The 26,665-nt window shown below is 73.9% G+C and carries 20 protein-coding genes; 12 read left to right on the forward strand and 8 right to left on the reverse strand.

Annotated features, from left to right (window positions below; translation table 11 throughout):
* The 6 genes from O7633_RS26875 (at window position 1) to O7633_RS26900 (ending at window position 10,617) form a co-directional block, all read left to right on the forward strand.
* A complete protein-coding gene (locus tag O7633_RS26875) occupies window positions 1-1,800 on the forward strand; it encodes a carbamoyltransferase C-terminal domain-containing protein (RefSeq protein ID WP_282324388.1) in 1,800 nt (599 codons plus the stop codon).
* Window positions 1,797-5,480 carry an amino acid adenylation domain-containing protein gene (locus tag O7633_RS26880; protein WP_282324389.1) on the forward strand — a complete coding sequence of 1,228 codons (3,684 nt, stop codon included), beginning with the start codon at window positions 1,797-1,799 and terminating at the stop codon, window positions 5,478-5,480. The genes O7633_RS26875 and O7633_RS26880 overlap by 4 nt, the downstream gene beginning before the upstream one ends.
* The gene (locus O7633_RS26885) at window positions 5,461-6,663 is read left to right on the forward strand and encodes a cytochrome P450 (protein ID WP_282324390.1); all 1,203 of its coding nucleotides are present in this window, start codon (window positions 5,461-5,463) and stop codon (window positions 6,661-6,663) included. Before O7633_RS26880 ends, O7633_RS26885 begins: the two co-directional genes overlap by 20 nt.
* Window positions 6,664-7,887, forward strand: a complete 1,224-nt coding sequence (locus O7633_RS26890) for an MFS transporter (protein ID WP_282324391.1) — start codon at window positions 6,664-6,666, stop codon at window positions 7,885-7,887.
* The gene (locus tag O7633_RS26895; RefSeq protein WP_282324392.1) at window positions 7,884-9,578 is read left to right on the forward strand and encodes a condensation domain-containing protein; all 1,695 of its coding nucleotides are present in this window, start codon (window positions 7,884-7,886) and stop codon (window positions 9,576-9,578) included. Before O7633_RS26890 ends, O7633_RS26895 begins: the two co-directional genes overlap by 4 nt.
* Window positions 9,579-9,660: 82 nt before the next feature.
* Entirely contained in the window at window positions 9,661-10,617 is a 957-nt protein-coding gene (locus tag O7633_RS26900) for a lytic polysaccharide monooxygenase (protein ID WP_282324393.1), read from the forward strand.
* A 34-nt stretch (window positions 10,618-10,651) separates the two neighbouring features.
* Here the strand turns inward: O7633_RS26900 and O7633_RS26905 are convergent, their stop codons facing one another.
* The 3 genes from O7633_RS26905 to O7633_RS26915 all read right to left on the reverse strand — a co-directional run bounded on the left by O7633_RS26905 (window position 10,652) and on the right by O7633_RS26915 (window position 12,793).
* Window positions 10,652-11,209 carry a hypothetical protein gene (locus O7633_RS26905; protein WP_278132522.1) on the reverse strand — a complete coding sequence of 186 codons (558 nt, stop codon included), beginning with the start codon at window positions 11,207-11,209 and terminating at the stop codon, window positions 10,652-10,654.
* Window positions 11,210-11,387: 178 nt separating this feature from the next.
* Window positions 11,388-12,302, reverse strand: coding sequence for a DNA-processing protein DprA (locus O7633_RS26910; RefSeq protein ID WP_278132523.1), 915 nt, complete (start codon window positions 12,300-12,302; stop codon window positions 11,388-11,390).
* Window positions 12,303-12,454: 152 nt separating this feature from the next.
* Window positions 12,455-12,793, reverse strand: coding sequence for a hypothetical protein (locus tag O7633_RS26915; protein ID WP_278132525.1), 339 nt, complete (start codon window positions 12,791-12,793; stop codon window positions 12,455-12,457).
* Between the two features lie 93 nt (window positions 12,794-12,886).
* Between O7633_RS26915 and O7633_RS26920 the strand changes: the two genes are divergently transcribed.
* Both O7633_RS26920 and O7633_RS26925 read left to right on the forward strand, forming a co-directional pair.
* Window positions 12,887-13,822: a helix-turn-helix transcriptional regulator gene (locus O7633_RS26920; protein WP_278132527.1), complete on the forward strand. Its 936-nt coding sequence runs from the start codon at window positions 12,887-12,889 to the stop codon at window positions 13,820-13,822.
* Complete coding sequence (locus O7633_RS26925; protein ID WP_278132529.1) at window positions 13,819-14,019, forward strand: DUF397 domain-containing protein; 201 nt, start codon at window positions 13,819-13,821, stop codon at window positions 14,017-14,019. The genes O7633_RS26920 and O7633_RS26925 overlap by 4 nt, the downstream gene beginning before the upstream one ends.
* A 73-nt stretch (window positions 14,020-14,092) precedes the next feature.
* On the opposite strand, the gene O7633_RS26930 is transcribed toward O7633_RS26925, so the two are convergent.
* The 3 genes from O7633_RS26930 to O7633_RS26940 all read right to left on the reverse strand — a co-directional run bounded on the left by O7633_RS26930 (window position 14,093) and on the right by O7633_RS26940 (window position 19,233).
* A complete protein-coding gene (locus O7633_RS26930; protein ID WP_278132531.1) occupies window positions 14,093-17,359 on the reverse strand; it encodes an NACHT domain-containing protein in 3,267 nt (1,088 codons plus the stop codon).
* A gap of 166 nt (window positions 17,360-17,525) precedes the next feature.
* Window positions 17,526-18,515 carry an L-glyceraldehyde 3-phosphate reductase gene (gene mgrA / locus O7633_RS26935; protein WP_074473555.1) on the reverse strand — a complete coding sequence of 330 codons (990 nt, stop codon included), beginning with the start codon at window positions 18,513-18,515 and terminating at the stop codon, window positions 17,526-17,528.
* 76 nt (window positions 18,516-18,591) lie between these two features.
* On the reverse strand, window positions 18,592-19,233 hold the full coding sequence (locus O7633_RS26940; RefSeq protein ID WP_282324394.1) for a cellulose binding domain-containing protein: 642 nt from the start codon (window positions 19,231-19,233) through the stop codon (window positions 18,592-18,594).
* A gap of 234 nt (window positions 19,234-19,467) precedes the next feature.
* On the opposite strand from O7633_RS26940, the gene O7633_RS26945 reads away from it, so the two are divergent.
* The 3 genes from O7633_RS26945 (at window position 19,468) to O7633_RS26955 (ending at window position 23,567) form a co-directional block, all read left to right on the forward strand.
* On the forward strand, window positions 19,468-20,931 hold the full coding sequence (locus O7633_RS26945) for a sigma 54-interacting transcriptional regulator (protein WP_282324395.1): 1,464 nt from the start codon (window positions 19,468-19,470) through the stop codon (window positions 20,929-20,931).
* A 1-nt stretch (window position 20,932) separates the two neighbouring features.
* Complete coding sequence (locus tag O7633_RS26950; RefSeq protein WP_282324396.1) at window positions 20,933-22,885, forward strand: VWA domain-containing protein; 1,953 nt, start codon at window positions 20,933-20,935, stop codon at window positions 22,883-22,885.
* Between the two features lie 100 nt (window positions 22,886-22,985).
* Complete coding sequence (locus O7633_RS26955) at window positions 22,986-23,567, forward strand: hypothetical protein (protein ID WP_282324397.1); 582 nt, start codon at window positions 22,986-22,988, stop codon at window positions 23,565-23,567.
* A gap of 421 nt (window positions 23,568-23,988) precedes the next feature.
* Here the strand turns inward: O7633_RS26955 and O7633_RS26960 are convergent, their stop codons facing one another.
* Window positions 23,989-24,963, reverse strand: a complete 975-nt coding sequence (locus O7633_RS26960; protein WP_282324398.1) for a DJ-1/PfpI family protein — start codon at window positions 24,961-24,963, stop codon at window positions 23,989-23,991.
* Window positions 24,964-25,033: 70 nt separating this feature from the next.
* Here O7633_RS26960 and O7633_RS26965 point away from each other — a divergent pair, with 70 nt between their 5' ends.
* A complete protein-coding gene (locus tag O7633_RS26965; protein ID WP_282324399.1) occupies window positions 25,034-26,353 on the forward strand; it encodes an MFS transporter in 1,320 nt (439 codons plus the stop codon).
* Here O7633_RS26965 and O7633_RS26970 read toward each other — a convergent pair.
* Window positions 26,275-26,559 carry a DUF427 domain-containing protein gene (locus O7633_RS26970; protein WP_282324400.1) on the reverse strand — a complete coding sequence of 95 codons (285 nt, stop codon included), beginning with the start codon at window positions 26,557-26,559 and terminating at the stop codon, window positions 26,275-26,277. The two genes, O7633_RS26965 and O7633_RS26970, sit on opposite strands and share 79 nt — an antisense overlap.
* Window positions 26,560-26,665 lie beyond the last annotated feature (106 nt).

The following is a 26,665-nucleotide window of genomic DNA, read 5'->3' on the forward strand; positions in this document are numbered from 1 at the left end:
ATGCTGACGCTGGGATTCAGCGGCCTCGACCGCGGCACGGCGCTCAAGCGCGCGATACTCGGCGACGGGTGGCGGCGGGAACAACGGATCGTCCAGGGCCTCGACGCCGCGGCGGCCCTGGTCGACGAGACCGGGGTGATCGCCGCCGCCGCGCAGGAACGCTACGACGGCGACAAGGGCACCGGCCGCTTCCCCCACGACGCGATCGACGCCTGCCTGCGGGCGGCCGGGGCGACGATGCGCGACGTCGAGGTCGTCGCACACGGCTTCCGGTACGAGCCGTCCCCCGTCTGGCGGCTCGACCACCTCGCGACCCGGTGGTACGAGGAGGTGTACGCCCAGCGCGTGCAGCGGGAGACCTTCCGCGCCCACTACCCGCCCGCCGTCGCCGAGCCCCGATTCGTCCACGTGCGGCACCACGTGGCCCACGCCGCCAGCAGCTACTACCTCAGCGGCTTCGACGAGGCGCTGGTGGTCGTGGCCGACGGCATGGGCGAGCAGGAGTCGCTGACCGTGTTCGAGGGCCGGGGCGCGTCGCTCGACCAGTGCGGCAGCTATCCGATCATGAGTTCGCTGGGCATCCTCTACAGCGTCTTCACGCACTACCTGGGCTTCCAGCCCGGCATGGACGAATACAAGGTGATGGGCCTGGCCCCATACGGGGACCGGCAGCGCTACCGGGGGCCGCTCGACGAGTTCGTCCGGCTCGACCCCGACGGCGGGTTCGCCGTGCCGCTGCTGTCGGCCAACAAGTCCCCGCTGGAACGCGAGACGCACCAGGGCGTGCTGCGCCGGCTGGAGGAGAAGCTCGGCCCGGCCCGCGAGCCCGACGCCGAGCTGGCGCAGCACCACATGGACGTGGCCGCCGCCCTCCAGGACGCGCTGGAACGGACGCTGCTGCACGTGCTCACCGAGTACCGCCGCCGCACCGGGCTGCGCCGGCTCTGCCTGGCCGGCGGCGTCGCGCTCAACTGCTCCGCCAACGGGGTGATCCTGCGCAGCGGCCTCTTCGACGAGGTGTTCGTGCAGCCCGCCGCCGGTGACGACGGCACCGCCCTGGGCGCGGCCCTGGCCGCGCTGCGCGAGGCGCGGCCGGCGGCGCCGGCCGGCATGGACATGCCGTACTGGGGGGACGACCTCGCCGACGCCGACGTCGCGGCGGCGCTGCGCGACCTCGGCCCCGGCTTCACCGTCGCGCGGCACGCCGGGGAGGACCTGGTCCGCGAGACCGTCGCGCTGATCGAGGGCGGTGCCACGGTGGCGCTGTGCCAGGGCCGGATGGAGTTCGGCCCGCGCGCCCTGGGCAACCGCAGCATCCTCGCCGACCCGCGCTCGCCGACGATGCGCGCCCACCTCAACACCGTGGTCAAGCAGCGCGAGGAGTTCCGCCCGTTCGCCCCGGCGGTGCCCGTGGAGGACGCCGCCACCTACTTCGACATCCCGCCGGGGACGGCGGCGGCGTTCCGGCACATGCTGATGGTCACCGGCGTGCGGGAGCCCTACCGGGACCGGCTGCCCGCCGTCACCCACGTCGACGGGTCCGCCCGGGTGCAGGTGGTGCAGCGCGAGTCCGCGCCGCTGTTCTGGGCGCTGCTGCGCGAGATGGGCCGCCGCACGGGGCTGCCGGTGCTGGTCAACACGTCGTTCAACCTGCGGGGCCAGCCGATCGTCCGCACCCCCGCCGAGGCGGTCGCCACGTTCGCCCGGTCCACCCTGGACGCGCTGGTCCTCGGCGACCACCTGGTCAGGCGCGCCACCGCCGGTGACGACGCGGCTGACGACGCGGGGCGGGCCGCGTGAGCATCGACAACGAGCCGGCGACGGCCGATGCCGCGCCGTACGCCGAGATCGTGCACGCCGCCCTCGGCCAGGTGCTGCGGCGGGACCGGATCGACCCGGACGCCGACTTCTTCGACCTCGGCGGGCAGTCCCTCCAGGCCGTCGAGGTGGCCCTCGAACTGCGCCGGCGCACCGGCATCGCCGTCGACCTGGACCTGCTGTTCACCTGCCGGCGGCCCGTCGACGTGGCCGCGCACCTGGCCCGGCACGCGCCGGCGGCGCGCGAGACCCCGATGTCGCCCACCGAGGAGCGGCTGCTGTTCGCCGACCGGCTGCACCCCGGCTCGCCGCTGTACTGCGTCCCGGTGCGCTACCGGTTCACCGGCGAGCTCGACGCCGAGGCGCTGCGCGCCGCGTTGCAGGACCTGGTGGACCGGCACGAGGCGCTGCGCACCTGCTTCACGGCGGACGGCCGGCGGCTGGTCCGGTCGGCCGCCGCGCTGCCGTGGACGGTCGTGGACCTGTCCGGGGAGGAGCCCGCGCGGGCCGCCGCCGAGGCCCGCCGGCACGTCGCGGAGGAGGCCCGCCGCCCGGTGCCCACCGACGTGCCGCCCCTGGCGCGCGCCTGCCTCGTCACCGAGCCCGGCGACCGCGCGGTCCTGCTGCTCACCCTGCACCACCTGATCGCCGACCAGCACTCACTGGACCTGCTCGACCGCCAGCTCCAGCAGTCGTACGGCGAACGCGTCGGCCTGGCCCGGGACCTGCCGCCGCTGCGCCGCCGGGGCCTGGCCGGACGCCCCGACGCGGCGGCGGCGCGCGCCCACTGGCGGGGGCAGCTCGCCGGGCTGGGCGGCCGGATGGCGCTGCCGGCCGACCGGCCGCGCCCCGACGTGGTGGGCCCGGCCGGCGAGGTGGTGACCGCGCCGGTCGACGCCGCGCTGGTGGCCCGCCTCACCGAACTCGCGGCGGCCTGCGCGGCGTCGGAGTTCATGGTGCTGCTCGCCGCGTACGCGGCGTTCCTCGCCCGGGTCGCCGCGGAAGGGGGCGCGGCGCATGCGCCGGAGGTCGTGGTCGGCGCGCCGCTGGGCGGGCGGACGGCCGACGACGAGGACACCGTCGGCATGTTCGTCAACGTCCTGCCGGTCCGGGTGCGCATCGGGCCCGACACCACCTTCCGGCAGCTCGTCGCGCAGGTGCGCGGGCAGGTCAGCGCGGCGCTGGCCTACCAGTGGACGCCGTTGCAGGAGCTGGTGGCCGACGCGACCGCCTCGGCGGGCCCGGCCGGGCACCCGCTGACCCAGGTCAGCATCTCGCACGTCGACGACCGCGCCTGGCACTGGGCCCCGGCCGGGGCCACCGCCGCCCGCGACGTCCTGTCGACCGGCACCGCCAAGTACGAGCTGCTGTGGACGGTCACCACCGGCGCGGCGTCGGCGACGTCGGCGCTGGAGGCCGCCGCCGACCTGTTCACCCGGGGCCGGGCCGAGGAGCTGCACGGCCGGCTGCTGGCCGACCTCGCCCTGCTCAGCGCCGCCCCGGACGCCCCCGTCGCGGCGACGCTGCCCGCCGCGCAGCCGCCGGCCCCCTCGGCGGTCCGGGTCGCGCCGGCCCCTGCGCCGGTCCCGGCCCCCTCGGCGGTGCCGGTCGCCCCGACCGCGTCGGTCGCGCCCGCGCCGATCGCGTCGGCCCCGTCGGTTGCGGCGGCTCCGTACCGGGCCGCCGGCCGGACCCCCGGCGGGTACCGCCGCCAGCCCGCCGAGCGGCCGGTGCACGAGCTGGTGGCGCACCGGGCGCGGGCCTACCCGGACGCGGTCGCCGTCCGGCACGGCGGGAAGAGCCTGCGCTACGGCGAGCTGGACGCCGCCGCCGCCGGGCTCGCCGGGCACCTGGTCGAGGCGGGCGTACGGCCGGGGGACCGGGTCGCGGTGGCCGCCGAGCGGGGCGCGGACGCGGTCACCGCGTTCCTGGCCGTGCTGCGCGCCGGGGCGGCGTACGTGCCCGTCGACGTGGCCCAGCCGACCGCCCGCAGTCGGACGATCCTGCGCGACAGCGGCGTGCGGCTCGCCCTGTGCCAGCCGGGCGCGCGGGGGCACGTGCCGGCCGGGGTGCCGAGCGTCGACCTGGCCGCCGCGCTGGCCGGGGCCGCCGACCGGCCCGCCCCGCCGCCGGTGCCGGTGACCGTCCGGCATCCCGCGTACGTCATGTACACCTCCGGCTCCACCGGGACGCCGAAGGGGGTGGTGGTCCCGCACGAGGCGATCCTGCGGCTGGTGCCACGGTCCAACTTCCTGAGCCTGCACCCGGAGGACGTCGTCGCGCACCTGTCGAACACCGCCTTCGACGCGGCCACCCTGGAGGTCTGGGGCGCGCTGTGCGCGGGCGCGACGCTGGCGGTGGTGCCGCGCGAGGTGGCCCTGTCGCCGCACCGGATGGGGCGGTTCCTCGCCGACACCGGCGTGAGCGTCATGTTCACCACGAACGCCCTGCTCAACGCCATCGTCGCGCACGTGCCCGACGCGTTCGCCGGGCTGCGGGTGCTGCTCATCGGCGGCGACCAGTACGCGCTGGAGCCGGTCCGGCGGATGCTGGCCGCCGGCGCGCCGCAGCACCTCGTCAACGCGTACGGGCCGACGGAGAACACCACCTTCTCCGCCGCCCACGAGGTGACCGCCGCCGACCTGGACCGGGGGGTCCTGCCGATCGGCGGGGCCATCGACGGCACGTACCTGCGGGTGCTCGACGACCGGCTGGCCCCCGTCGCGCCCGGCGGCACCGGCGAGCTGTACGTCGGGGGTCAAGGGCTGGCCGACGGCTACGTGGGCGACCCGGGGCGCACCGCCGCCGCGTTCGTCGCCGACCCGTTCGCTGCCGACCCGGTGGTCGCGGACCCGTTCGCCGTCGAGCCCGGCGCGCGGCTCTACCGCACCGGCGACCTGGTGCGGCTGCTGCCCGACGGCGGCGTCGTGTTCCTCGGCCGCCGCGACGACCAGGTCAAGGTCAGCGGGTTCCGGGTGGAGCTCGGCGAGGTGGAACGGGTCCTCGGCGACTGTCCCGGGGTGGGCGAGGGCGCCGTGCTGGCGGTCGCCGACGCCGACGCCGTGGAGCTGGTCGCCGTGCTGACCGGCCCCGCCGACCCGGGCGAGGTGCGGGAGTTCCTGCGGGCCAACCTCCCGGCGTACATGGTGCCGGCGCGGTGCCACCGGGTGCGGCGGCTGCCGACGACGAACAACGGCAAGGTGGACCGGCCGGCGCTGCTGGCAGAGCTCGGCCGCGCCGCCGCCCCGGATCCGGCCGCCGCCCCGGCCCCGGATCCGGACGCGCCGGCCGTCCCGGCCGACGGTCCAGCCACACCCGACGGCCTGCCCACACCCGGCGGTCCAGCCACAGCCGGCGACCCGGTCGCCGCCGGGCTCGCCGACATCTGGCGGGACCTGCTGGGGGTCGCCGACGTCGCCGCCGACAGCCACTTCTTCGCCCTGGGCGGCACCTCCATCAAGGCCCTGCACCTGGTCGGCGCGGTGCACCGGCGCTTCGGCGTGGACCTGCGGATCGTCACCGTGTTCCGCCGGCCCGCCTTCGCCGACCTGGCCCGCGAGATCACCGACCTGGCCGGGGAGGCCGCCGACCCGGTCGGGGAGAGCACCGGCCCGGCCGGGACCGAGCGGAGGGGGCACGGCGATGGACCTGGGCGACCCTGACCTCTACCTCGACCCGGGCCGGTTCGCCCGCTGGCGCGGCCACGCCGCCGCCGACGCCGTGCTGTGGAGCGGGGCCGGCACGTCGCCGGGCGGCTTCTGGTCGGTGTTCTCACTGGCCGCGTGCCGCGCGATCCTCGCGCCGAAGGCGCCGTTCACCTCCGAGTACGGGATGATGATCGGCTTCGACCGCGACCACCCCGACAAGGCGGGCGGCGGCATGCTCGTGGTCGCCGACGGGCCCCAGCACGGCCGGCTGCGCAGCGTGATCATGCCGTTCCTGTCCCGGGCGATGGCCGAGTCCCTCGACGACGTCGTCCGGCAGGAGGTGCGCCGGCTCGTCGCCGACGCCGTCTCGGCCGGCGGCGTGGACGTCGCCGCCTCGCTCGGGCCGGTGATCCCGGCGAGCGTCGTCTGCCGGATCCTCGGCGTGCCGGCCGACGACCGCGACATGCTCATCGAGCTGACCAACCACGCGTTCGGCGGCGCGGACGACACCTTCGACCGGATGTCGCCGGAGGCGGCCCACTCGGAGATGATCCTCTACCTCGCCGACCTGGTGGCCGACCGGCGGCGCAACCCGGGCGACGACCTGATCAGCGCGCTGGCCGCCGACAGCCGCTTCGACCTGCGCGAGGTGCTCCTCAACTGCGACAACGTCCTCGTCGGCGGCAACGAGACGACCCGTCACGCGATCGCCGGCTGCTTCCACGCGCTCGCCACGTCGCCGGGGACCCTCGCCGGCCTGCGGGCCGACCCCGGCCTCGTCGGGCCGGTCGTCGAGGAGGTCATCCGGTGGACGTCGCCCGCGATGCACGTGCTGCGGGTCGCCACCGACGACGTCGACCTGCCCGGCCAGCGGGTGTCGACCGGCGAGGCGGTCGTGGCGTGGCTGCCGGCGGCCAACCGCGACCCCCGCCACTTCGCCGCCCCCGACGAGTTCCGCCCCGGCCGCGCCGCCAACCACCTGGGCTTCGGATACGGCCCGCACCACTGCCTCGGCGCGGCGCTGGCCCGGTTGGAGCTGCGGGCGCTGCTGCTGGCCCTGGCCGAGTTCGCGGGGGCCGTGGCCGTGCTCGGGGAGCCGGTGCCGCTGCGCTCCAACCTGGTGCACGGCTATCGCCACCTTCAGGTGCGGCTGGAACCCGTCGGCCGTCCCGTCAACCACCGAGAGGCGCTGAGTTGAGTGACCGCGTTCAGGGACGGCCGGTTTCGGCGGCTGTACATCGGCGACGCCCTGTCGGGCTTCGGGGACACCGCGCTGCTGCTGGCCCTCGGCATCTGGGTCAAGGACCTCACCGGCAGCAACTCGGCGGCCGGCGTGGTGTTCCTGGCCATGGGCCTGCCGGTGCTGTTCGCCCCGCTGGCCGGGCGGCAGATCGACCGGGTACGCCGCAAGACGCTGCTGATGGTGACCAACGGCATCGCCGGGCTGGTGGTGCTGGCGCTGCTCGGGGTGCGCAGCGCCGAGGACACCTGGATCATCTACGCCGTCGCCATCGTGCACGGCTGCGTCGCCACGGTGCTCACCGCGGGGCGCAACGCCCTGCTCAAGGACCTGCTGCCCGACCGTGACCTGCCGTCGGCCAATGCGGCGTTCGGCACGCTGTTCGGCTTCACCCGCATCCTCGCGCCGCTGGTCGGCTCCGGCATCTACGCCGCGTTCGGCGGTCACCTGCTGGCGCTGATCGACGCGTTGACCTTCCTCGCCGCCATCACCGCGCTCGCGTCCGTACGCGTCGCCGAGTCGCCGCCGGAACCCACCGGCGAACGGTTCGGCACGGAGCTGCTCGCCGGCCTGCGGCACATCCGGTCGGTCCCGCTGCTGTCCCAGGTCACCCTGGTCAGCGCCGTCGCGTTCGGGGCGGTGGGGTTTCTGGAGCCGATCATCTTCGTGGTGGTCGAGGACGGGCTGCACCGGCCGGCCGCGTTCTTCGGGGTGATCGTCAGCGTCCAGGGCATCGGCTCGATCGCCGCCGGCTTCACCGGCGCGTGGCTGCTGCGCCGCGTCGGCGAGGCCCGGGCCATCGGCGGGGCGCTGGTCGGCCTGGGGATCGGCTGCGCCGCCCTGGCCGTCGGCGCGACCCCCGTCGTGCTGGGCGGGGCGATCGGGATCGGGCTCGCGGTCACCTGGTTCTCGATCGGCTGGAACACCCTGCTCCAGCGGCACACCCCCTCGCGGCTGCTGGGCCGGGTCTTCACCACGGCGGGCATGCTGGTGACGGTCCCGCAGACGGCGTGCATCGGGGTGGCCGCCGTCCTCATCGGCGTCGTGGACTACCGCGTCCTGCTGGCCGTCCTGTCGTTGGTGATCCTGCTGTCCGGGTTGCGGCTGCTGACCCGTCCGAAGCCGACGCCCGGGCCCGCCGAGGAGAAGGCAGACCAGACCGAGCTGGAGGTCGCGCCGTGACCACCGTCGAGAGCCCGACCGTCCACCGGACCGTGCGGGTGCCTTTCGCGGGGCACCGCGCGGGCCGCTGGCCGATGCCCCACGGGCAGAGCAACGTCTTCGACTGGATGCCGCACGAGGGCACCGGCGCGGTGTTCGTCGTCCACGCCGACCTGCCCGCCGGCCACACCGTCGACGAGGTGCTCGCAGCCGTCGGCGCGCTGGTGTCCCGCCACGAGGGGCTGCGGACGGTCTACGAGGTCGGCCCGGGCGTCGAACGGGCCCAGGTGGTGTCCCGGTCCGGCCACGTCGAGGTGACGCTGCTCGAACTCGGGCCGCAGGCGCGCGACCGCACCTGGATCACCGATCCGCCCCGCCCGTTCGACCACGGCGTCGACTTCCCCGTCCGGATGGCGGTCACCACCGACGCCGGGGTGCCGGTGCGGGCGGTCTTCGAGTTCTCCCACACGGTCGCGGACCTGGTGGGGGCGAACATCGTGCTGGACGAGCTCGTCGGGCTGGTCGCGTCGCCCGCCGACGCTGCGGCGGCCCCGCCGGCCTGGCAGCCCGCCGACCAGGCCGAGCACGAGCGGACCCCCGAGGCCCGGCGGCGGATGACGAGGACGCTCGACTACTGGCGCAGGCAGTTGCAGACCCTCCCGCCCTGCCTCGTCTCCACCCCGGCCCGCCGGCAGGGGGAGCCGGAGCACCGGCTCGCGACGCTGCGCTCCGCCCCCGTCGCCGCCGCGCTCGCCGAGATCGCCAGGCGGGCCCGGGTCACCCCGGCCAGCGTCCTCGTCGCCACCACGGCGACGCTGCTGTGCTGGTGGACCGACACCGACCGGGCGATGCTGGAGGCCCTCTACAGCAACCGGGCGCTGCCCCGCATGCAGAGCTTCGTCGGCAGCATCGCGCAGAGCGCGCTGGTCCCGTTCGCGCCGGCCCCCTCGTTCCACGAGACGCTGCGGCAGACGCACCTCAACATCTTCAACGCCTACCAGTACGCCTACTTCGACGCGACCGCCGTGGAGGAGCTGGTCCAGTCCATCGGCTCCCAGCGGGGCTGCCAACGGCACCGGGACCTCGTGATCAACGACATGAGCACCTCCCGGGGCGGCGTCTTCGACGGGCGGGCCGGGGTGCCGGTGCGGGGCACCGAGGTGGAGAGCGGCCTGGAGACGCAGACCACCGGCCCGGTGCAGCTCGTCATCCTGCGTACCCGGCCCACCGTCGTGGTCGGCCTCACCCACGACGTACGGCACGTCACCACCGACGAGGCGGCGGAGCTGCTGTGGTCGATGGAGCGGATCCTGCTGACCGCCGCCGAGCGGGACATCGACTACGACCGGTTCGGCGACCTCGTCGGGCTCGACCGGGTCGAGCGCGGCGACAACTGGGTGGAGATCGACTCCGCCTGGATCGACCTCGCCGAAAGCGAGCGGGTGCTCCGGGAGACGACCGGCGACCCGACCGCCAGGGTCGTCCTGCGGGACGGGCCCGTCGGCACCCGGTCGCTCGTCGGGTACGCCGCCCCGGCCGACCCGCGCGTCGACCCGCGCGACGTGCACCGGGCGATCATGGCGACGCTCGGCGGCCGGCACGGCGCGACCGCCCCCGACTCGTACGTCCTCTGCGCCCACCCGCCCCGTCGACCCGAGGACCCGGCCGCCTGGCAGGCCCAGCCGTTCCGCGCGGCGGGCACGGGCAGGTAAGCGGGCACGGGCAGGTGACACCGGGCCGCCCGTCGAACCTTTGCCGCCCCGCGTCCGTACCAGTGCGCGGGAGGTCGACACCATGGCCGTACGCCGCATGTTCGCCGCCGTCGCGGTCGCCGCCGCGACCGTGGCGCTCGCCGCGCCCCCGGCGTACGCCCACGGGGCCCCCACCGAGCCGCTGAGCCGCGCCGCCGCGTGCCGGCCCGGCGGCCCCCACGCCGCGGCCCCCGCCTGCCGGGCGGCCGTGTCGGCGGGCGCGGCGGTCCGCGAGTGGGACAACATCCGGGTGGCCCGCATCGACGGGCGGGACCGGCAGCGCATCCCCGACGGGGAGCTGTGCAGCGGCGGGCTGTCCGCCTACCGGGGGCTGGACCTGGCACGCTCCGACTGGCCGGCGACCGAGTTGACGGCGGGCGCGAAGTTCACCTTCCGCTACCGCACGACGATCCCGCACCGGGGCACGTTCCGGCTCTACTCGACCGTCGACGACTACGACCCGAAGCGGCGGCTGACCTGGGTCGACCTGGAGACCGAGCCGTTCCTCACGGCGACCGACCCGCCGATCCGCGACGGGGCGTACACGATGACGGGCCGGCTGCCGGCGGGCCGCAGCGGGCGGCACCTCATCTACACGATCTGGCAGAACTCCGACACCCAGGACACCTACTACTCCTGTTCCGATGTCGGCTACCGCGAAGCTGCGGCCCCTCGCGGCGGCCCGGCGGCGGAGAAGCCGAAGACCACCTCCGCCTCCGCGGGGGAGTCGGGGCCGGCCGACGCGCCCGAGGTGCTGGCCGCCGACGCGGGCACGCTGGGCTCGTCGGCCGGCGAGACCGTCGGGGGTGCGCCCGGGGTGCCGGTCGCGTCGGTGAGCCGGCTCGGCCCGGGCGGGTGGCCGGTCGCGGCCGGTGCGGCGGTCACGCTGGTCGTGCTGCTGGCCGCCCTGGTCGTACGCCTGCGTCGCCCCGCCGCCCCGCCACCCGGCCGCCCCTGCGGGGTACGCAACCACCGCGCCGGCCGCCGCCGGGTCTGGTGAGCCGCCTCAGCCGAGGTTGGGCTTCGGCGTGCTGTCAGCCGTTCTCCGTTGCGCAGCGGGCGGGGTCGAAGACCGGATCGGCGATGGCCTCCATCAGCCGCTTTGCCGGCGTGTAGGTCGGATCCACATGGCGGCCGAGAACGATCGCGGCGACCGTGGCGACACCCGCGACCTTAAGGGCGTGGGCCAGTGACTGCACGCGGGCACCGGTCGTCCAGGTGTCCTCAAGGATCAGTGCGTGGATCGGCGATGGGGACGAGGGAATGGCCGGGGTGAACCAGTCGGCGTGGAAGTCGTGGTCGTCCGGCCCGTAGCTCGGGTTGACCGCGCTGTCGATCCAGGGCAGGTGGAGCCGACTGCCGACGAGGTCGGTGAGCGGATGAATGCCGGGGCGGCGGGTGCTGGGGACGGTGATCACATGAGTTGGCGGTGCGCCGGTGCGGGCCGCCACACAGCCAAGATGGTCGCGCAGGAAGAGCAGCAGGACGGCGAGCAGGCTTCGTCGAGCCTGCTCGGAACGGGCCGTGCCCTTGTATGCCCTGAGGTTGTGATGGTGCTGCCAGGTGCGTGGCGAGTAGGAGATCGGTAGCACGAGGTCCGCGAGGACGCCGGCCGAGCGACTCAGGTGGGACTGGCACCGGAAGCAGAGCGGGTAACCCTCGCCTCGCACCCCACGGCAGGTGGGACAGATCCAGGGGCACGCGGGCAGTGGATTCCGCAGGTAACCGCGCTGGACTTCGACGTACCGGTGAATGGTGCTCCAACGCTGGTCAGCGGAGGGCGAAGTCAGGGAAGTTCTCCAGACCGGCTTCGGTGGGCTGATAGCTGAGGATGTCGTCGACGGCTTCCAACAGTTGCGCGGTGCCGTGGACGACGTAGACGCCGGGCTTCTCGGCGAACGCCCTGGCCCAGTCGCACTGCATGACCTGACTGGTCAGGACGACGGGGCGGCCGTGCTGGAGGGCGAGTCGGGCCTGGATCCTTGCTCCGCTGGTCTCGCCTGCCTCGACGACGACAGTCGCGACCGCATATCCGCTCATCACGGCATTGCGCATGGGAAAGCTCTGCCGGCTGGGCGGGGCATCGGGCCAGAATTGGGAGATCAGCAGCCCGACATCGGCGATGTGGTCCTGTAGGCGCCGATTGTCCGGCGGGTAGTACCGACGGATGCCGGTGCCGATGACGGCGACGGTGCGCCCCCCTGCCTCCAGCGCGGCGGAGTGAGCGGCCGTGTCGATGCCGCTGGCGAGCCCGCTGACCACGGTCACCCCGCGCCCGGCGAGGGTGGTGGCGACGGCACGGGCGATTCGTAGCCCGTCCGCGCTTGCCCTGCGGCTGCCGACAACGGCCACCGCCCGATCATGGAGGCGCAGGTCACCTCGGCTGAACAGAAGCGGCGGCATCTCCCGGATGCCGAGCAGTTGGGCCGGGTAGGCGGCGTCGAAGAAGGCGTGGACGCCAATCCCGTCCGCCTGCCAGCCGGCGATTTCGGCGGCGGCGGCGTCGATCAGGTCGGCGGTCGAATCCGCGTCCGGAAAGAGGGTGTCGGAGTGGCCGACCGTGCGGTCCAGGACGGCCCTGGCGCTGCCGTTGTCCTGGATGTCCAGGGCCGTCTCCGACCAGTTCACGCGAGGGCGGCGAAGCAGGGCGACCAGTGCAGCCCGTTCCACCATCGCCGTGTCCATGCGGACGATCGTAGGCCCTGGTCTGCCCTCCTGGCTCGGACCTCCCGGCCGTTGTCGCTGGTGAGAATTCCCGACGAAGGTCATCGGTCGAACATATGTTCGAATGGCGCGCGGGGTCAAGGCCGGGCTGCCGCATGCCACGTTGGCGCGGATCATGAGTTGGGCTGCTCGTCGGCGGGGACCAGGACACCGCTGCCGGACCAGTCGATGTGCTCGCCAGCGAGGGACTTGTCCGGCTCGCCGTCCTCATCGAGCGTGGAATAGCCGGCGTGGTAGCGGCCGAAGCCGTACTCGCCGGCCGCCAGGGTGGCCAGGGCCCAGGGCAGCAGCCCGGCGCGCAGCTTGTCCGGCGCGTGCCGGTCGACGGGCACCCGGACGACCCCGAGCAGGTCGTACCACTCGTCGGGCGTGCCCGCTTCGCGCACCTGGCAGAGCGAGAACGCGTGCCGCACCTCCGGCTCCGGAGCAAACCACCTGGCCTCGTTCAGCATGCTGCCTCCTCTTGCTCATCCATGTTCAGTGGTCGTAGTTGAGGTTGCACCAGATTCTTCTTGCTATCAAGAGTGGTGATGAGAATACTGAGGGTGTTCTTCGAGGGAGAGGCAGAAGCAATGCCCGTCACGTCATCGAGTGCAACGCCACCGCGCGGATCGTCGGCCCGTGTGGAGCCGTCGCCGGTCGTGCAAGCCTGGGAACTGGGACTGCGGCTGCGTCAGCGCCGCGAAGAGATCGGCTTGACCGCATCGGCAGCCGGGCGCGCCATCGGCATCATCCAGACATACGTCTCGGGAGTGGAGGCGGGCAGGGTGAAACTCCCCGCTGCCCGGCTGGCCCGAATCATCGACGTCTACGAGCTGGAGCCGGAGGAGGCGGCAGAGCTGGAGGAGCTGCGGATCGGCGCGAGCCGGCGCGGCTGGTGGCACGAGTATTCCCAGCTCTTCCCGGCCGAGTTCATCCGCTTCCTCGGCTACGAGGCCGGGGCCGAGGAGATCCGCTTCTACGACAGCGAGCTGGTGCCCGGCCTGTTGCAGACCGAGGGGTACGCCCGAGCGGTCATCGCCGGCGGGACCACCACCATTCGGCTCACCGAGGTGCAGCGGCGGGTGGCAGCCCGGATGGCCAGGCAGGCGCGACTCCACACCGAGCCCCCCATCCGAGTGGCGGCGCTGCTCGGCGAGGGCGCGTTACGCCAGCAGGTGGGCGGCCCGGCTGTGATGAGGGCACAGCTTGAGCACCTGGTCGAGATGGCGACCGAGCGGCCCGGGCAGATCGACATCCGCGTGCTGCCCTTCGCCGCCGGGGCGCACCCTGCGCTAGGTGGCTCCTTCCAGATCCTTTCGTTCCCGTCGCCCAGGCTGCCTGACCTGGTCTGGCAGGAGGTGCTTACGTCCATCGACATCATTGATCAATCCACGCTGGTGAACGACTACCAGGTGACCCTCGAGGAAGCCTGTGAGCGGGCGTTACGCTCCGAGGACTCGATTGACCTGGTCCGCCAGATCGCCAAGGAGATGACGTGAGTCCGTCGTACAACTCCGGGGAGGGCTGGTTCAAGTCCTCCCGTAGCGCCAACAACGCCAACTGCGTGGAGGTGCGGTTCGTCGGCGGCGTGGTTGACGTCCGCGACACCAAGGACCGCACCGGCCCGACGCTCGCCTTCGACGGTGGCTCGTGGTCCAGCTTCCTGGCCGGGCTGAAGGCCGACTCGGCGCTGTAGCGCCCTTCGTGGCGTGGGCGGACCACGACGGATCAGGCCGCCCGCTCTGGTTTGCCGAGATGTGACTGAGCGTTCAGAAGCGCTTGATGCGTATGCCGTGGGGCCTTGCCGTGTCGTCCAGCTTGAACTCCCGTGGCAGATGCACGGTGGTGCGTTTCCCGCGCAGCGGCATCAGGTCGATCCCGGGTGGCGGAGCCTCTATCCACAGATCTCTTAGTTCTGACAGGTCGCCGAGCGGCATGAGATCGAGGACGTGCTCGGTGTTGCCGATGTACAGCTGCCGCAGTCGGGTGAGGTTCGACAGCGGTGTCAAGTCGGTTACCGACGTGCCTTCGATATCCAGGTTGGTTAGTGACGGAAATCGCGAAAGCGGCTGAATGTCTGTCACCCATTGGCACCGCAAGAGGCCCAGCTTGGTGAGATCAAGCCAGCTGAGCTGGCCCACAAGTGCAGAGAAGCCGCCGGCAGGCTCTGCGGCCGCCGTCAGGGTTAGCCCGGTTAGGTGGGGTAGCGGGGCAAGGATGTCCACGCCCCACGAGGACTGCGGAGAAATGCTTAGGTCTTTCAGCGACGGGAGGCTTGCGAAGAGTTCTCGGGTGACTGGTGTGCCCGAGACACCGAGGGTGGTTAATTTGCTGAGGCCAGCCAAGGCCGCTAGATCTTGATTGGCCGCGAGGTCGTGAAGGTGTAGGTGAGTGAGGTTTGGCAGGGTGGCGAAGGCGCGCAGGTCTATCTGCCTGCCACCGGCCGAAAGCTGGAGGAAGCCCAGGTCGGTTTGTTTGGCGAGGTGTTCGAGGCTTCCGACGAACCTTGAGTTCACGGATAGCACCACTAGATCTGGCGCGTCAGCAAGAATTTCGAGATCGATGTTGTCAGAAGACCAGAATGTGGTGTTAGTGAGGTGGCGGAGCCGGGGCAGCGCTGGCAGCAGGCTTGCGCTGCCGATTGTTGCCGCGCCGTTTTCGAGTGGTGCATCGGCGAGGACCTTCTCGGCGTACTCGTGGGGGTCGAAGTATTCCCAGGCGGTGATGAGTTCTCGTTGGACGCGAGGGCGAGGGTCGGCGGCGTACCGGGCGAGGCTGGCCAGCGCTGCGGGCCCGTTGACCAGGGCGACGGCTCGCACGGTCGCTGCGGCTTGGGCCTCGCTCAGCGTCCCGAGGTCGGCGGGCAGCTCGGCGAGCAGCGGTTCTCCGACGGCGGCCAGGGATCGGGCCTCGGCCACGGACCGGGGTAGCAGGCTGCGCAGGTGCGAGCGGATGCGGGTGAGGATCTCCGGCTCGACCGCAGGCGCGGTTTCCAGGCAGGCCGCGGCGAGCAGCCGCAGCCTGCGGGCCTTCTTCGGTTGCTCGTCGGCGAGGGCGAGCAGGCCGGTCAGCAGTTGGGTGCGGATGGGCGCGTTGGCGTGGCCGGCGGCCAGGATGATGGTCTCGCGCCAGGTGTCGAGGTGGGCGTGTTCGAGAAGCGCGCCGGTGTGTCCCTGGTCGGCGGCTTCGCGGGCTGCCAGGTATTCCTGGAAGGTGCGGTGGACGAAGTCGATGCGGTCGGGGATCGGCTCGCGCAGGATGCCGCTGCGGTGGATCATGTGGTCGAGTACGGCATTGGTGGGTGCGGTGATACGCCGGATCCCGGCCAGCCGATGGGCGAAGCGTTGTTCAGCTTCGGCGCGGGTGAGCTCGGTACGGTTGTTCTGGGTCAGCCACCAGGCGACTTCCTGCAGGATCTGGGCCTGGTCGCGGCTGGTGAGATCCGGCAGGTCGGTGAAGACGCCGCGCTGTGAGTCGCGGCGGTGGAGCAGCATGTCGATCGCGGCCTGATAGATGTCCATCCGATTGCGCGGCAGGTTGCTGTCGCGGTCGAGGTTCAGTGCGCACAGCATCGCGCACAGCAGTGGGCTGCCGGCGAGGTTCTGCAGGTGGGCGCTGCCGTCGAGCTGGGCGAGCAGTCGTTGTTCGTAGCCGGGCAGCAGGTGCGGCTCGCAGGGCAGGTCCCCGGCGCGGCGGACGGCCTCGTGCCAGTGGCGGATCAGGGCCTTGACGTCGGCCGGTCCCATCCGTTCCAGGAACACCGAGGTGAAGCCCTCGGAGCTCAGCCACTTGGCGGACGCGGCGGCGGGCCGGGAGGTGACCACGACCCGCAGGTCGGGGTAGGCGGCCAGCAGGCCGCGCAGCCAGTCCCGCACCGCCCGCCGTTGGGCTTCGGGCACCTCGTCGACGCCGTCGACGCACAGGATCGCCCCTGCGTCCAGTTGGCGGTGCGCCCAGCCGGGAGGCATCAGCCCGGCCACCGTGGCGGCGATCAGGTCGAGGAACCGTTCCGGGGGAGGCAGGGACTGGCCGACGTGGTCACGCAGCCGGATCAGGAACGGGGTGCGCCCGTTCCAGCTGTCGAGGTCTCCGGTGAACCCCTGCCGGGCTGCGGTGACCGCGATCCACTGCAGCAGGGTGGTCTTGCCGGAGCCGGCATCGCCGCGCAGCAGGACCCGCTCGGCAGCGCCGAGGGCCTGCTCGGCCCGTACCGAGGAACTGTCACCGCCGCCGTCGGAGCGCAGCCGGCCGGGATCCCAGCGGAACCCGCCACGGCGCAGGCTGCGGGCGTTGGCCCCGGTGACGGCCAGGCTGATGTAGGCGATGCTCAGCGGGGTACGCAGCCGGTAACGATGCACGTCGATGCCGAACAGTTCCAGCTGGTCCAGCATGGTGAGGAGATGGGCCAGGTACCGGGCCCGGAACTGGGTGTCGTGGCTGGTGCCGGTCGGGGCGTCCAGGCTGGTCACCGGCAGCCGTGCCAGGACCTGGGAGAGGCCGTCGGCGACCGTGGTCAGCCGTTCCAGGGCCTGCACGGTGGCGCGGGCCTGGAACGGGCCGAGCTGGACGACCAACTGGGTCAGGCAGGTGCAGCATTCGTCGAGGACCCTGCCGTACAGGTGGGCGGCGCCCTCGCTCAGCCCGGCCCGATCGGGCACGTCGGGCAGTTGCCGGCGCAGCCGGGTGGCCATCAGCGCGGGGTCGACGTCGTCGGCGAACACCGCCGCGTCGGACAGATCGGCGGCCCGCAGCGTGTCGGACACCGCGTCCAGGGCCGCGGCGACCTCGTTGTCGGGCAGCGCCTGCTCGCCGCGGCGGACCAGCGGCTGGAGCCGTTCGTAGACGGTGTCGACGATGTCGTCCAACCGCCGGCCGGCCCGGCGTACTCCGAGGTCGTCGGCGATTCCTGAGCCGATCAGCTCGATCAGGGAGGTGTCGCGTTCCCGTTGGGCGCGGCGGTTTCCCAGCCACCGTTTCACGGCTGGCGTGACCACCGAGCCCGCAGTGCGCAACAGCGCCGTCTCGACCAAGCCCACGCCGCGCATCCCCTCGCTGCCTGCGACACCCGGCCGGTGAGCGTGTCGGCACCTTCGGGCCGTTGCCTGAACGGACCCGCGCGGCTGACGTCCTTGCCGAGTGTCCACTTAGGCTAACAGCGGGTACTCGCCACCGTGGGGAGCGCGGCGGGGCCGATGGTGACGCTCAGCCGAGGTGGCCGTCGATCTCGGCCAGCTCCTCGGCGGTGAAGTCCAGGTTGTCCAGGGCGGCGACGTTCGCCTCCAGCTGCGCGACGCTGCTCGCGCCGATGATCAGGCTGGTCATGCGCGGGTCGCGCAGCGCCCAGGCGAGCGCGAGCTGGGCCAGGGACTGCCCGCGCCGCTCCGCCACCCCGCCGAGCGCCCGGATCGTGGCCATCTTCTGCTCGTCGAGGTCGCTCTCGTTGAGGAAGACACTGGTGCGCACCCGGGAGTCCTCGGGGATGCCGCCCAGGTAGCGGTCGGTGAGCAGCCCCTGGGCGAGCGGGCTGAACGCGATGCAGCCGGCCCCCACCCGCTCCAGCGTGTCCAGCAGGCCGTCGCGCTCGGTCCAGCGGTCGAGCATCGAGTACGACGGCTGGTTGATCAGCAGCGGCGTGCCGAGGTCCCGCAGGATCGCGGCGGCCCGCTCGGTCTTCTCCGAATCGTAGTTGGAGATGCCGACGTAGAGGGCCTTGCCGGAGCGGACGATCGCGTCGAGCGCGCCCATCGTCTCCTCCAGCGGGGTGTCCGGGTCGAACCGGTGCGAGTAGAAGATGTCGACGTAGTCCAGCCCCATCCGGCGCAGCGACTGGTCGAGCGAGGCGATCAGGTACTTGCGGGAGCCCCACTCGCCGTACGGGCCGGGCCACATGTCGTAGCCGGCCTTGCTGGAGATCACCAGCTCGTCCCGGTACGGCTTCAGGTCCGTGGCGAGCATCCGGCCGAAGTTCTCCTCCGCCGATCCGGGCGGGGGGCCGTAGTTGTTGGCCAGGTCGAAGTGGGTGATGCCGAGGTCGAAGGCGCGCCGGACGATGTCCCGCTGCCGCTCGTACGGCCGGTCCGGCCCGAAGTTGTGCCACAGCCCGAGCGATACGGCCGGCAGCCGCAGCCCGCTCCGCCCGCTGCGCCGGTAGGTCATCGTCTGGTAGCGCTCGTCCGAGGCAAGGTAGGTCACGTTTCCGACCCTATCGCCGCGCCGGCGGCCGGGACAGCGACAGCTCGTCGCCGCTGCCCCGGCCGTCGGGCGGCCGTCAGACGGCGATGCAGCTCAGGGCGGGTGCGGTGGCGGGGCCCGTGCCGATCAGCCCGAAGGCGGTGCTGGCCCCCGGGGCGATCCGGCCGTTCCAGTCGGCGTTGCCGATGGTGACCACGTTGTCGATGGTCGAGGAGATCGTGGCGCTCCAGATGTCGCGTACCCCCTGGCCGTCGGCGAGCGGCAGGCGCACCGCCCAGCGGGCCACCGGCGCGGTGCCGGTGCTGTGCACCGTCACCTCGGCGTGGAAGGCCCCCGGCCAGTCGCTGACCAGCCGCCACGTCGCCGAGCAGCGGATGGCGGTCGTCGGCGTGGGGCTCGGCGGATCGGTCGGGTGCGTCGGCGTGGGGGTCGGGGAGTCGGTCGGGTACGGCGGGCCCGTGGTCGGCGTGGGAGTCGGGTAGTCCGTCGGGTGCGGTGCGCCCGTGGTCGGCGTCGGCGTCGGGCGCGGGCTCGGCGTCGCGGGTGGTGTCGGGGCCGGCGTCCAGAGCGGCGCCGGGATGCCCAGGGCGGCGGCTCCGGGGGCACCCGCAGTTTCCGCCGCCTCGGCGGCCGAGGCGAGGCCGGCGACGGGCATGAGCAGCAGCGCGCCGGCCAGCGCCAGCAGGCCGGTGCGGAGTCTGGGACGCGGACGGTTCATGGCAGCCTCCGGGACGGGAGCGGCAGGTGGTGGGTTGGGAGCGCTCCAACCATCGATGTACGCCTATTGTCTTGTCAATCGGCGATCCGTCTCGTCACGCCGCACCCGCCGTCCACCGCGCCCCCGGGGCAGGCCCGCCGTCGCCCCGGAGCCTCCGCCGTAGGTTAGGAAGGGGCCCTTCCCATACAGAATGCGTTAACAGGGGGCCCCTCCTTGCAACACGGCCGCGCTAGCGTGGGTCGGGTGACTGAGCCCAACCAGGTTCTCCCGGTCCCGCCCGCCGACCTGCCCGCCACCCTCGGCGCGCTGCGGGCCGCCGGGCACCACTACCGCACGGTCAAGCAGGAACTCCGCGACAACCTCCTCGCCCGGCTGCGTGCCGGCGGGGACCGCTTCCCCGGCATCGTCGGCTACGACGACACGGTGCTGCCCGAGGTCGAGCGGGCGCTGCTCGCCGGCCACGACATGGTGCTGCTCGGCGAGCGCGGCCAGGGCAAGACCCGGCTGATCCGCTCCCTGGTGGCGCTGCTCGACGAGTGGACCCCGGTCATCGCCGGCTCGGTGCTCAACGAGCACCCGATGCACCCGCTCACCCCCGCGTCCCGCGCCCTGGCCGCCGAGGCCGGCGACGACCTGCCGGTCGCCTGGCTGCACCGCAGCATGCGGTACGGCGAGAAGCTGGCCACCCCCGACACCAGCGTCGGCGACCTGATCGGCGACGTCGACCCGATCCGGATCGCCCAGGGGCGCACCCTCGGCGACCCGGAGACCATCCACTTCGGGCTGGTGCCGCGCACCAATCGGGGCATCTTCGCCGTCAACGAGCTGCCCGACCTGGCCGAGCGCATCCAGGTGGCGCTGCTCAACGTGCTGGAGGAGCGCGACATCCAGGTGCGCGGCTACCAGCTGCGGCTGCCGCTGGACCTGCTCCTGGTGGCCAGCGCCAACCCGGAGGACTACACCAACCGGGGCCGGATCATCACCCCGCTCAAGGACCGCTTCGGCGCGGAGATCCACACCCACTACCCGCTCGGCCTGGAGCTGGAGCTGGCCCTCATCCGGCAGGAGGCCGACCTGGTCGCCGAGGTGCCGCAGCACGTGCTGGAGGTGCTGGCCCGGTTCGCCCGCGCGGTGCGCGAGTCCCCGTCGGTCGACCAGCGCTCCGGCGTCTCGGCCCGGTTCGCGATCGCCGCCGCCGAGACCGTCGCCGCCGCCGCGCTGCGCCGCTCGGGCCTGCTCGCGGCCGGTGCCACCACCGACGGGGTACGCGAGGAGACGCCCGTCGCCCGGGTCGGCGACGCGGTGTCGGTGACCTCCACGCTGCGCGGCAAGGTCGAGTTCGAGAGCGGCGAGGACGGGCGGGAGGTCGAGATCCTCGCCCACCTGCTGCGTACCGCGACCGCCGACACGTTCCGGGCCCGGCTCGCCGGGCTGGACCTGTCCGGCTTCACCGCGCTGGTGGACGACGGCCGCGTCGTGGAGACCGGCGAGTTGGTCGCCTCGGCCGAGCTGCTGCGGCAGGTCGGCACCGTGCCGGGGCTGGCCAAGGCCCTCGACCGGCTCGGGCTGGGCGACGCGCCGACGCCGGAGCAGGCGGCGGCCGGCGTCGAGTTCGTGCTGGAGGGGCTGCACCTGACCCGCCGGCTGGGCAAGGACGTCACCGACTCCGGACGCACCGTCTACGGCGGCCGGGGCTGACGTGGCCGGCAACCGGTTCCGGTACGGCCAGTGGCGCGGCGGCCCCGACCCGCTCGCCCCGCCGTACGACGTGCGGGCCGCCGTCGACTCGGTCGGCGCGGAGGTGCTGGCCGGCGGCAGCCTCCGCGAGGCGCTGCGCGACCTGCTGCGGCGCGGCCCGCAGGGGCGCGGCGGCCTCGACGACCTCGCCGCCCGGGCCCGGCGGCTGCGCCGCGAGGCGCTGCGCCGGGGCGACCTCGACGGGGCGGTGACCCGCGCCCGGGCGCTGCTCGACCAGGCCCTCGCGGCCGAACGGGACGAGCTGCGCGGGCGCGACGACGAGGCGGCCCGCTTCGCCGAGGCGGTGCTCGACAACCTGCCCCGGTCCACCGCCCGCGCCGTGCGGGAGCTGGCCGGCTACGAGTGGGCCAGCGACGAGGCCCGGCAGGCGTACCGGCGGATCCTCGACGGGCTGCGCGGCGACGTGCTGGAGCAGCGCTTCGCCGGCCTGCGCGACGCGGCGCGGGCCGCCGGCGACCCGCAGGTCCAGCGGCAGCTCGCGGAGATGATGCGCGACCTCAACGAGCTGCTGGCCCGGCACGCCCGGTCGGAGGACACCACCGACGCGTTCGCCGAGTTCATGCGCCGCCACGGCGAGTTCTTCCCGGAGCAGCCGAGGGACGTCGACGAGCTGGTCGACGTGCTGGCCCGGCGGGCGGCGGCCGGGGAGCGGCTGATGCGGTCGCTGTCGGACCGGCAGCGCGAGGAGCTGGCCGGGCTGATGCGCGAGTCTCTCGGCGAACGGCTGGCCGGCGAGCTGGCCGCGCTCGACGCGAACCTGCGGGCGTTGCGCCCCGACCTGCACCGGGGCGGCGGCGAGCGGGTGCGCGGCGACCAGCCGCTCGGCTACGGCGAGGCGGCCGGGGCGCTCGCCGAGATCGCCGAGCTGGACGAGCTGCTCGACGCCCTGGACCAGGAGCACCCCGGCGCGACCCTGGACGACGTGGACGTCGAGGCGGTGGCCCGCACGCTGGGCCGCGACGCCGCCGACGACGTGCGCCGGCTGCGGGAGCTGGAGCGGGAGCTGCGCCGGCAGGGCTGGGTGACCCGGGACGCCGACGGGTTGACGCTCAGCCCGAAGGCCCTGCGCCGGCTCGCCGGCACCGCGCTGCGCCAGGTCTTCGCCGACCTGACGGCCGGGCCGCGTGGCCAGCACGACCTGCGTACGGCGGGCGCGGCCGGCGAGGTCAGCGGGGCGTCGCGGCAGTGGGAGTACGGCGACGAGCAGCCGATCGACGTGGTGCGCACCCTGCACCGGGCGGTCCGCCGGGCGGGGCCGTCGGTGCCGGTACAGCTCGCCGCCGAGGACTTCGAGGTGGCGGAGACCGAACGCCGGGCCTCGGCGGCGGTGGCGCTGTGCGTGGACCTGTCGTACTCGATGATCTCGCAGGGGCGGTGGGGGCCGATGAAGCAGACGGCCCTGGCCCTGTCGCACCTGATGGCGACCCGGTTCCCGCAGGACGCGCTCCAGATCATCGGGTTCGGCCGGCAGGCCGCGCCGCTGACCCAGGCGGAGCTGGCGGCCGTCGAACCGGACCTGGAGCAGGGCACCAACCTCCAGCACGCGCTGCGGCTGGCGGGGCGGCACCTGCGCCGGCACCCGGACGCGGAGCCGGTGGTCCTCGTGGTCACCGACGGCGAGCCCACCGCCCACCTCGACCCCGACGACGGCCGGGCGTACTTCAACTGGCCGCCGCTGCCGGAGACGATCACGGCGACGATCCGGGAGGTGGACCGGCTGACCCGGGCCGGCGCGATGCTCAACCTGTTCATGCTCGGCGAGGATCCGGGCCTGCGCCGCTTCGTCGACGCGGTGGCCCGCCGGTCCCGGGGCCGGATGTTCACCCCCGACCTCGGCGACCTCGGCGAGTACGTGGTCAGCGACTACCTGCGCGCCCGCCGGGGCCGCCGCTGAACGCCCGCCCGCCCGGCCGCGCCGACGGCCCGGTCCCGTCCGGGTGATCCGGGCACGGTAGCGCTGCCCGGCCGGGCCGGCGTCGGGGTTGACTGGGACGGTGGACAGCGAGGCCCTGCGGCGGGCGTACGACGAGGTGCTCGCCGAGGTGGCGGCCGGCGGGTTCGGGCCGCCCGGCGACGGGGAGCTGAGCGCCGAGCAGATCGTGGCGCACCTGGTGGCCAGCGACGAGCTGATGAGCGAGGCGACCGAGGCGGTGCTCGCCGGCTCCCCGGTCGCGTACTACGACCTGGACGCCATCCACCGCCCGCAGCTCGACGCCCTCGTCGCCGAGTACGCCGACCTCGAGGCTCCCGGCCCCGGGGCACCCGGCCCCGGCCCGCCGACGCCGGGCGGTCCGGCGGTGTCGGGTGGGCTTGCGGTGTCGGGCGGGCCGGCGGCGCTCGGTGGGCTGGCCGACCGGCTGCGGGAGACCAGCCGGCGGCTCTGCGCGCTCGTCGACCGGCTGGGCCCGGCGGCGCAGACGCCGGTCGAGACCAGGCTGCACGAGGACGTCGACCTGCGGGTCGACGAGACGCTGCCCTGGGCCCGCACCCTCGACCTGCACGCCCGGGTCCACCTGCCGAAGCACCTGGCCCAGCTGCGGGCCCTACGCCCCCAGTTCCACGCCCACCGCGCCTGACCGCCGACGCCGCCGGCCACCCACACCGCACCCTCCACGCTGACCCCCGGGCATCGAGAGATGACGCAGCGTAGCCGTGGCCGCCGGGGTCCACACCATCCGTGCCCACCCCTTTGCTCTGCACCCGAATACGCAACGCTCACGTAGCGCGATCGGCCCGACCGCCCGCGAAGGCCCACCCCCGCGCCCGGTCCCAGGTAGACCGCCATGTTGCGTCGGTGGGTGCAGAGCAAAGGGAAAGGAACGGGTGGGGCGCGGCGGATGGAGGGTGACGAAGCGTAACAGTGGCGGGACGAGTGCGCGGCGGCGAAGGCGTCACGGAAGGTAATCGGTTCGCCGCAAGTCGCGCCGTCGCCGTCGCCGTCGCCGTCGCCGTCGTCGCGGTCGCCGGGGCTGGGCCGCGTGGGGACCAGAAGGCCGGTCAGGCGCGGGCCCGAAAAGCCCTGCGGTACGCCGACGGGGAGACGCCGACCCGTCCGTGCAGCCGCTGGCGCAGCGCGGTGGCGGTGCCGAAGCCGGACCGGCGGGCCACCTGTTCGACGCTGAGGTCCGTCGTCTCCAGCAGCAGCCGGGCGTGGTCGGTGCGCTGCTGGAGCAGCCACTGGGCCGGGCTGAGCCCGGTCTCCGAGCGGAAGTGCCGGGTGAAGGTGCGCACGCTCATCCGGGCGTGCCCGGCCAGGTCGCGCAGGGCCACCGGCTCGTGCAGCCGCTGCCGGGCCCACTCCCGGGTGGCGGCGGTGCCGTGGGCCGGGTCCCGGGGCACCGGTCGCTCGATGTACTGGGCCTGCCCGCCGTCGCGCCACGGCGGCACCACGCAGCGCCGGGCCGCCCGGTTCGCCACGTCGCTGCCGTGGTCGGTGCGGACGACGTGCAGGCAGAGGTCGATCCCGGCGGCTACCCCGGCGGAGGTGAGCACGTCTCCGGAGTCGATGAAGAGCACCTCCGGGTCCAACTCGATCGCGGGGTGCAGCCGGCGGAACAGGCCCGCGTACGCCCAGTGGGTGGTGGCCCGCCGGCCGTCGAGCAGGCCGGCGGCGGCGAGCACGAACGCGCCCGTGCAGATCGACATGACGCGGGCGCCCCGGGCGTGGGCGTCGCGCAGCGCCTCCGCGACGGCCGGCTCCACCGTGCCGTCGGTCATCGGCCCGCCGCCGTGCACCCCGGGCACGACCACCGTGTCGGCGGCGGCGACCAGCTCCAACCCGTGGTCGGGCAGCACCTGGAAGCCGGCGGTGCTGCGGATCGGGCGACCGCCGGCCGTGCAGGTGTCCACCGCGTAGAGGGGGTCGCCGTCGGGGGTGCGGGCCGCGCCGAGGACCTGGGCGGGGGTGCCGAGGTCGAGGCCGACCACCCGGTCCACGGCGAGCACCGCGACCCGGTGCGGAGCGAACGTCATGGCCCGATTATTGCGCACCATGGCGTTCCGGCCACTCGTCGCGGGGCGGCGGCGGCCCGAGACTCGGTGCGTGACCCGCATCCGTCGTCTCCACCCTGCCTGGGCCGTGGCGGCCGTCGCCTTCGTCGCGCTGGTCGGCGCGGCCGGCTTCCGCGCCACCCCGTCGGTGCTGCTGCACCCGCTGCACGCCGAGTTCGGCTGGCCGCTGGCCACCGTCTCCGCCGCCGTCTCGGTCAACCTGCTGCTCTACGGGCTCACCGCCCCCTTCGCCGCCGCGCTGATGGACCGCTTCGGCATCCGCCGGGTGGTGGCCGCCGCGCTGGTGCTGGTGGCCCTCGGCAGCGGGCTGACGGTCTTCATGACGGCGAGCTGGCAGCTCGTCCTCTGCTGGGGCGTGCTGGTCGGGCTGGGCACCGGGTCGATGGCGCTGGCCTTCGTGGCGACCGTCACCGGGCGCTGGTTCGTGGCGCGGCGGGGCCTGGTGACCGGGGTGCTGACCGCCGGCGGGGCCGCCGGCCAGCTCGTCTTCCTCCCGCTGGTCGCCGTGCTCGTGCGCGACCACGGCTGGCGCGCGGCGGCGCTCGTCGTCGCCGGGGCCGCGCTGGCGGTCGTACCCCTGGTGGGATGGCTGCTGCGGGAGCACCCGGCGGATCTCGGCGTGCCCGCCTACGGCGCGGCGGAGGTGGTCGCGCCCGCGCCGCCGGCCGGCGGGGCCGGGGCGCGGGCCGTGTCCGTGCTGGCCGCCGCCGCGCGGACCCGGCCGTTCTGGCTGCTGGCCGGCGGCTTCGCGATCTGCGGCGCGACCACCAACGGGCTGGTCGGCACCCACTTCGTGCCGGCGGCGCACGACCACGGCATGGCCGAGACCACCGCCGCCGGGCTGCTCGCCCTGGTCGGGCTCTTCGACATCGTCGGCACGATCGCCTCGGGCTGGCTCACCGACCGGTTCGACGCGCGGCTGCTCCTCGGGGCGTACTACGCGCTGCGCGGCGCGTCGCTGCTGGTGCTGCCGAGCCTCTTCGCGGGCACCGCCGAACCGAGCATGCTGGTCTTCGTCGTGTTCTATGGCCTGGACTGGGTGGCCACCGTGCCGCCGACCGTGGCCCTGTGCCGGGAGTGGTTCGGCGCGTCCGGCGCGGTGGTCTTCGGCTGGGTCTTCGCCGCCCACCAGTTCGGCGCGGCGCTCGCCGCGACCGGGGCGGGGCTGGTCCGCGACCGGCTCGGCGACTACGCCGTCGCCTGGTACGTCGCGGGCGCCCTGTCGATCGGCGCGGCCGGGCTCTCCCTGCTGCTGCGTCGGCGCGGGGCGGCTCAGTCGACGACCGAGACGTCCTTCCAGAAGGCCACCCGGTCGCGGACCATCTCGGCGGCCGGCAGCGGATCCGGGTAGTACCACACGGCGTCGGCGCTGGTGTGCCCGTCGTGCTCCAGGGAGTAGTAGGAGGCGGTGCCCTTCCACGGGCAGAACGTGTGCGTCCCGGAGTCGCGGAGCACGTCGTCGCGCAGGGCCGCGCGCGGGAAGTAGTGGTTGCCCTCGACCACCACCGTGTCGTCGCTGTCGGCGATCACCAGGTCGTTCCAGACGGCTTTCGGCATACGCCCCACGCTAGCGCGGGCGGACGCGGACCGGGTGCCCGCGCGGGGCCTGTGACGTGGTAAAGGCCACCGTGGACGTCCCACCGGAACGATCGTTCGCGCGTAC

This window comes from Micromonospora sp. WMMD712, from assembly GCF_029581295.1.
In the GTDB taxonomy this organism is placed as follows: Bacteria; Actinomycetota; Actinomycetes; order Mycobacteriales; family Micromonosporaceae; genus Micromonospora; species Micromonospora carbonacea.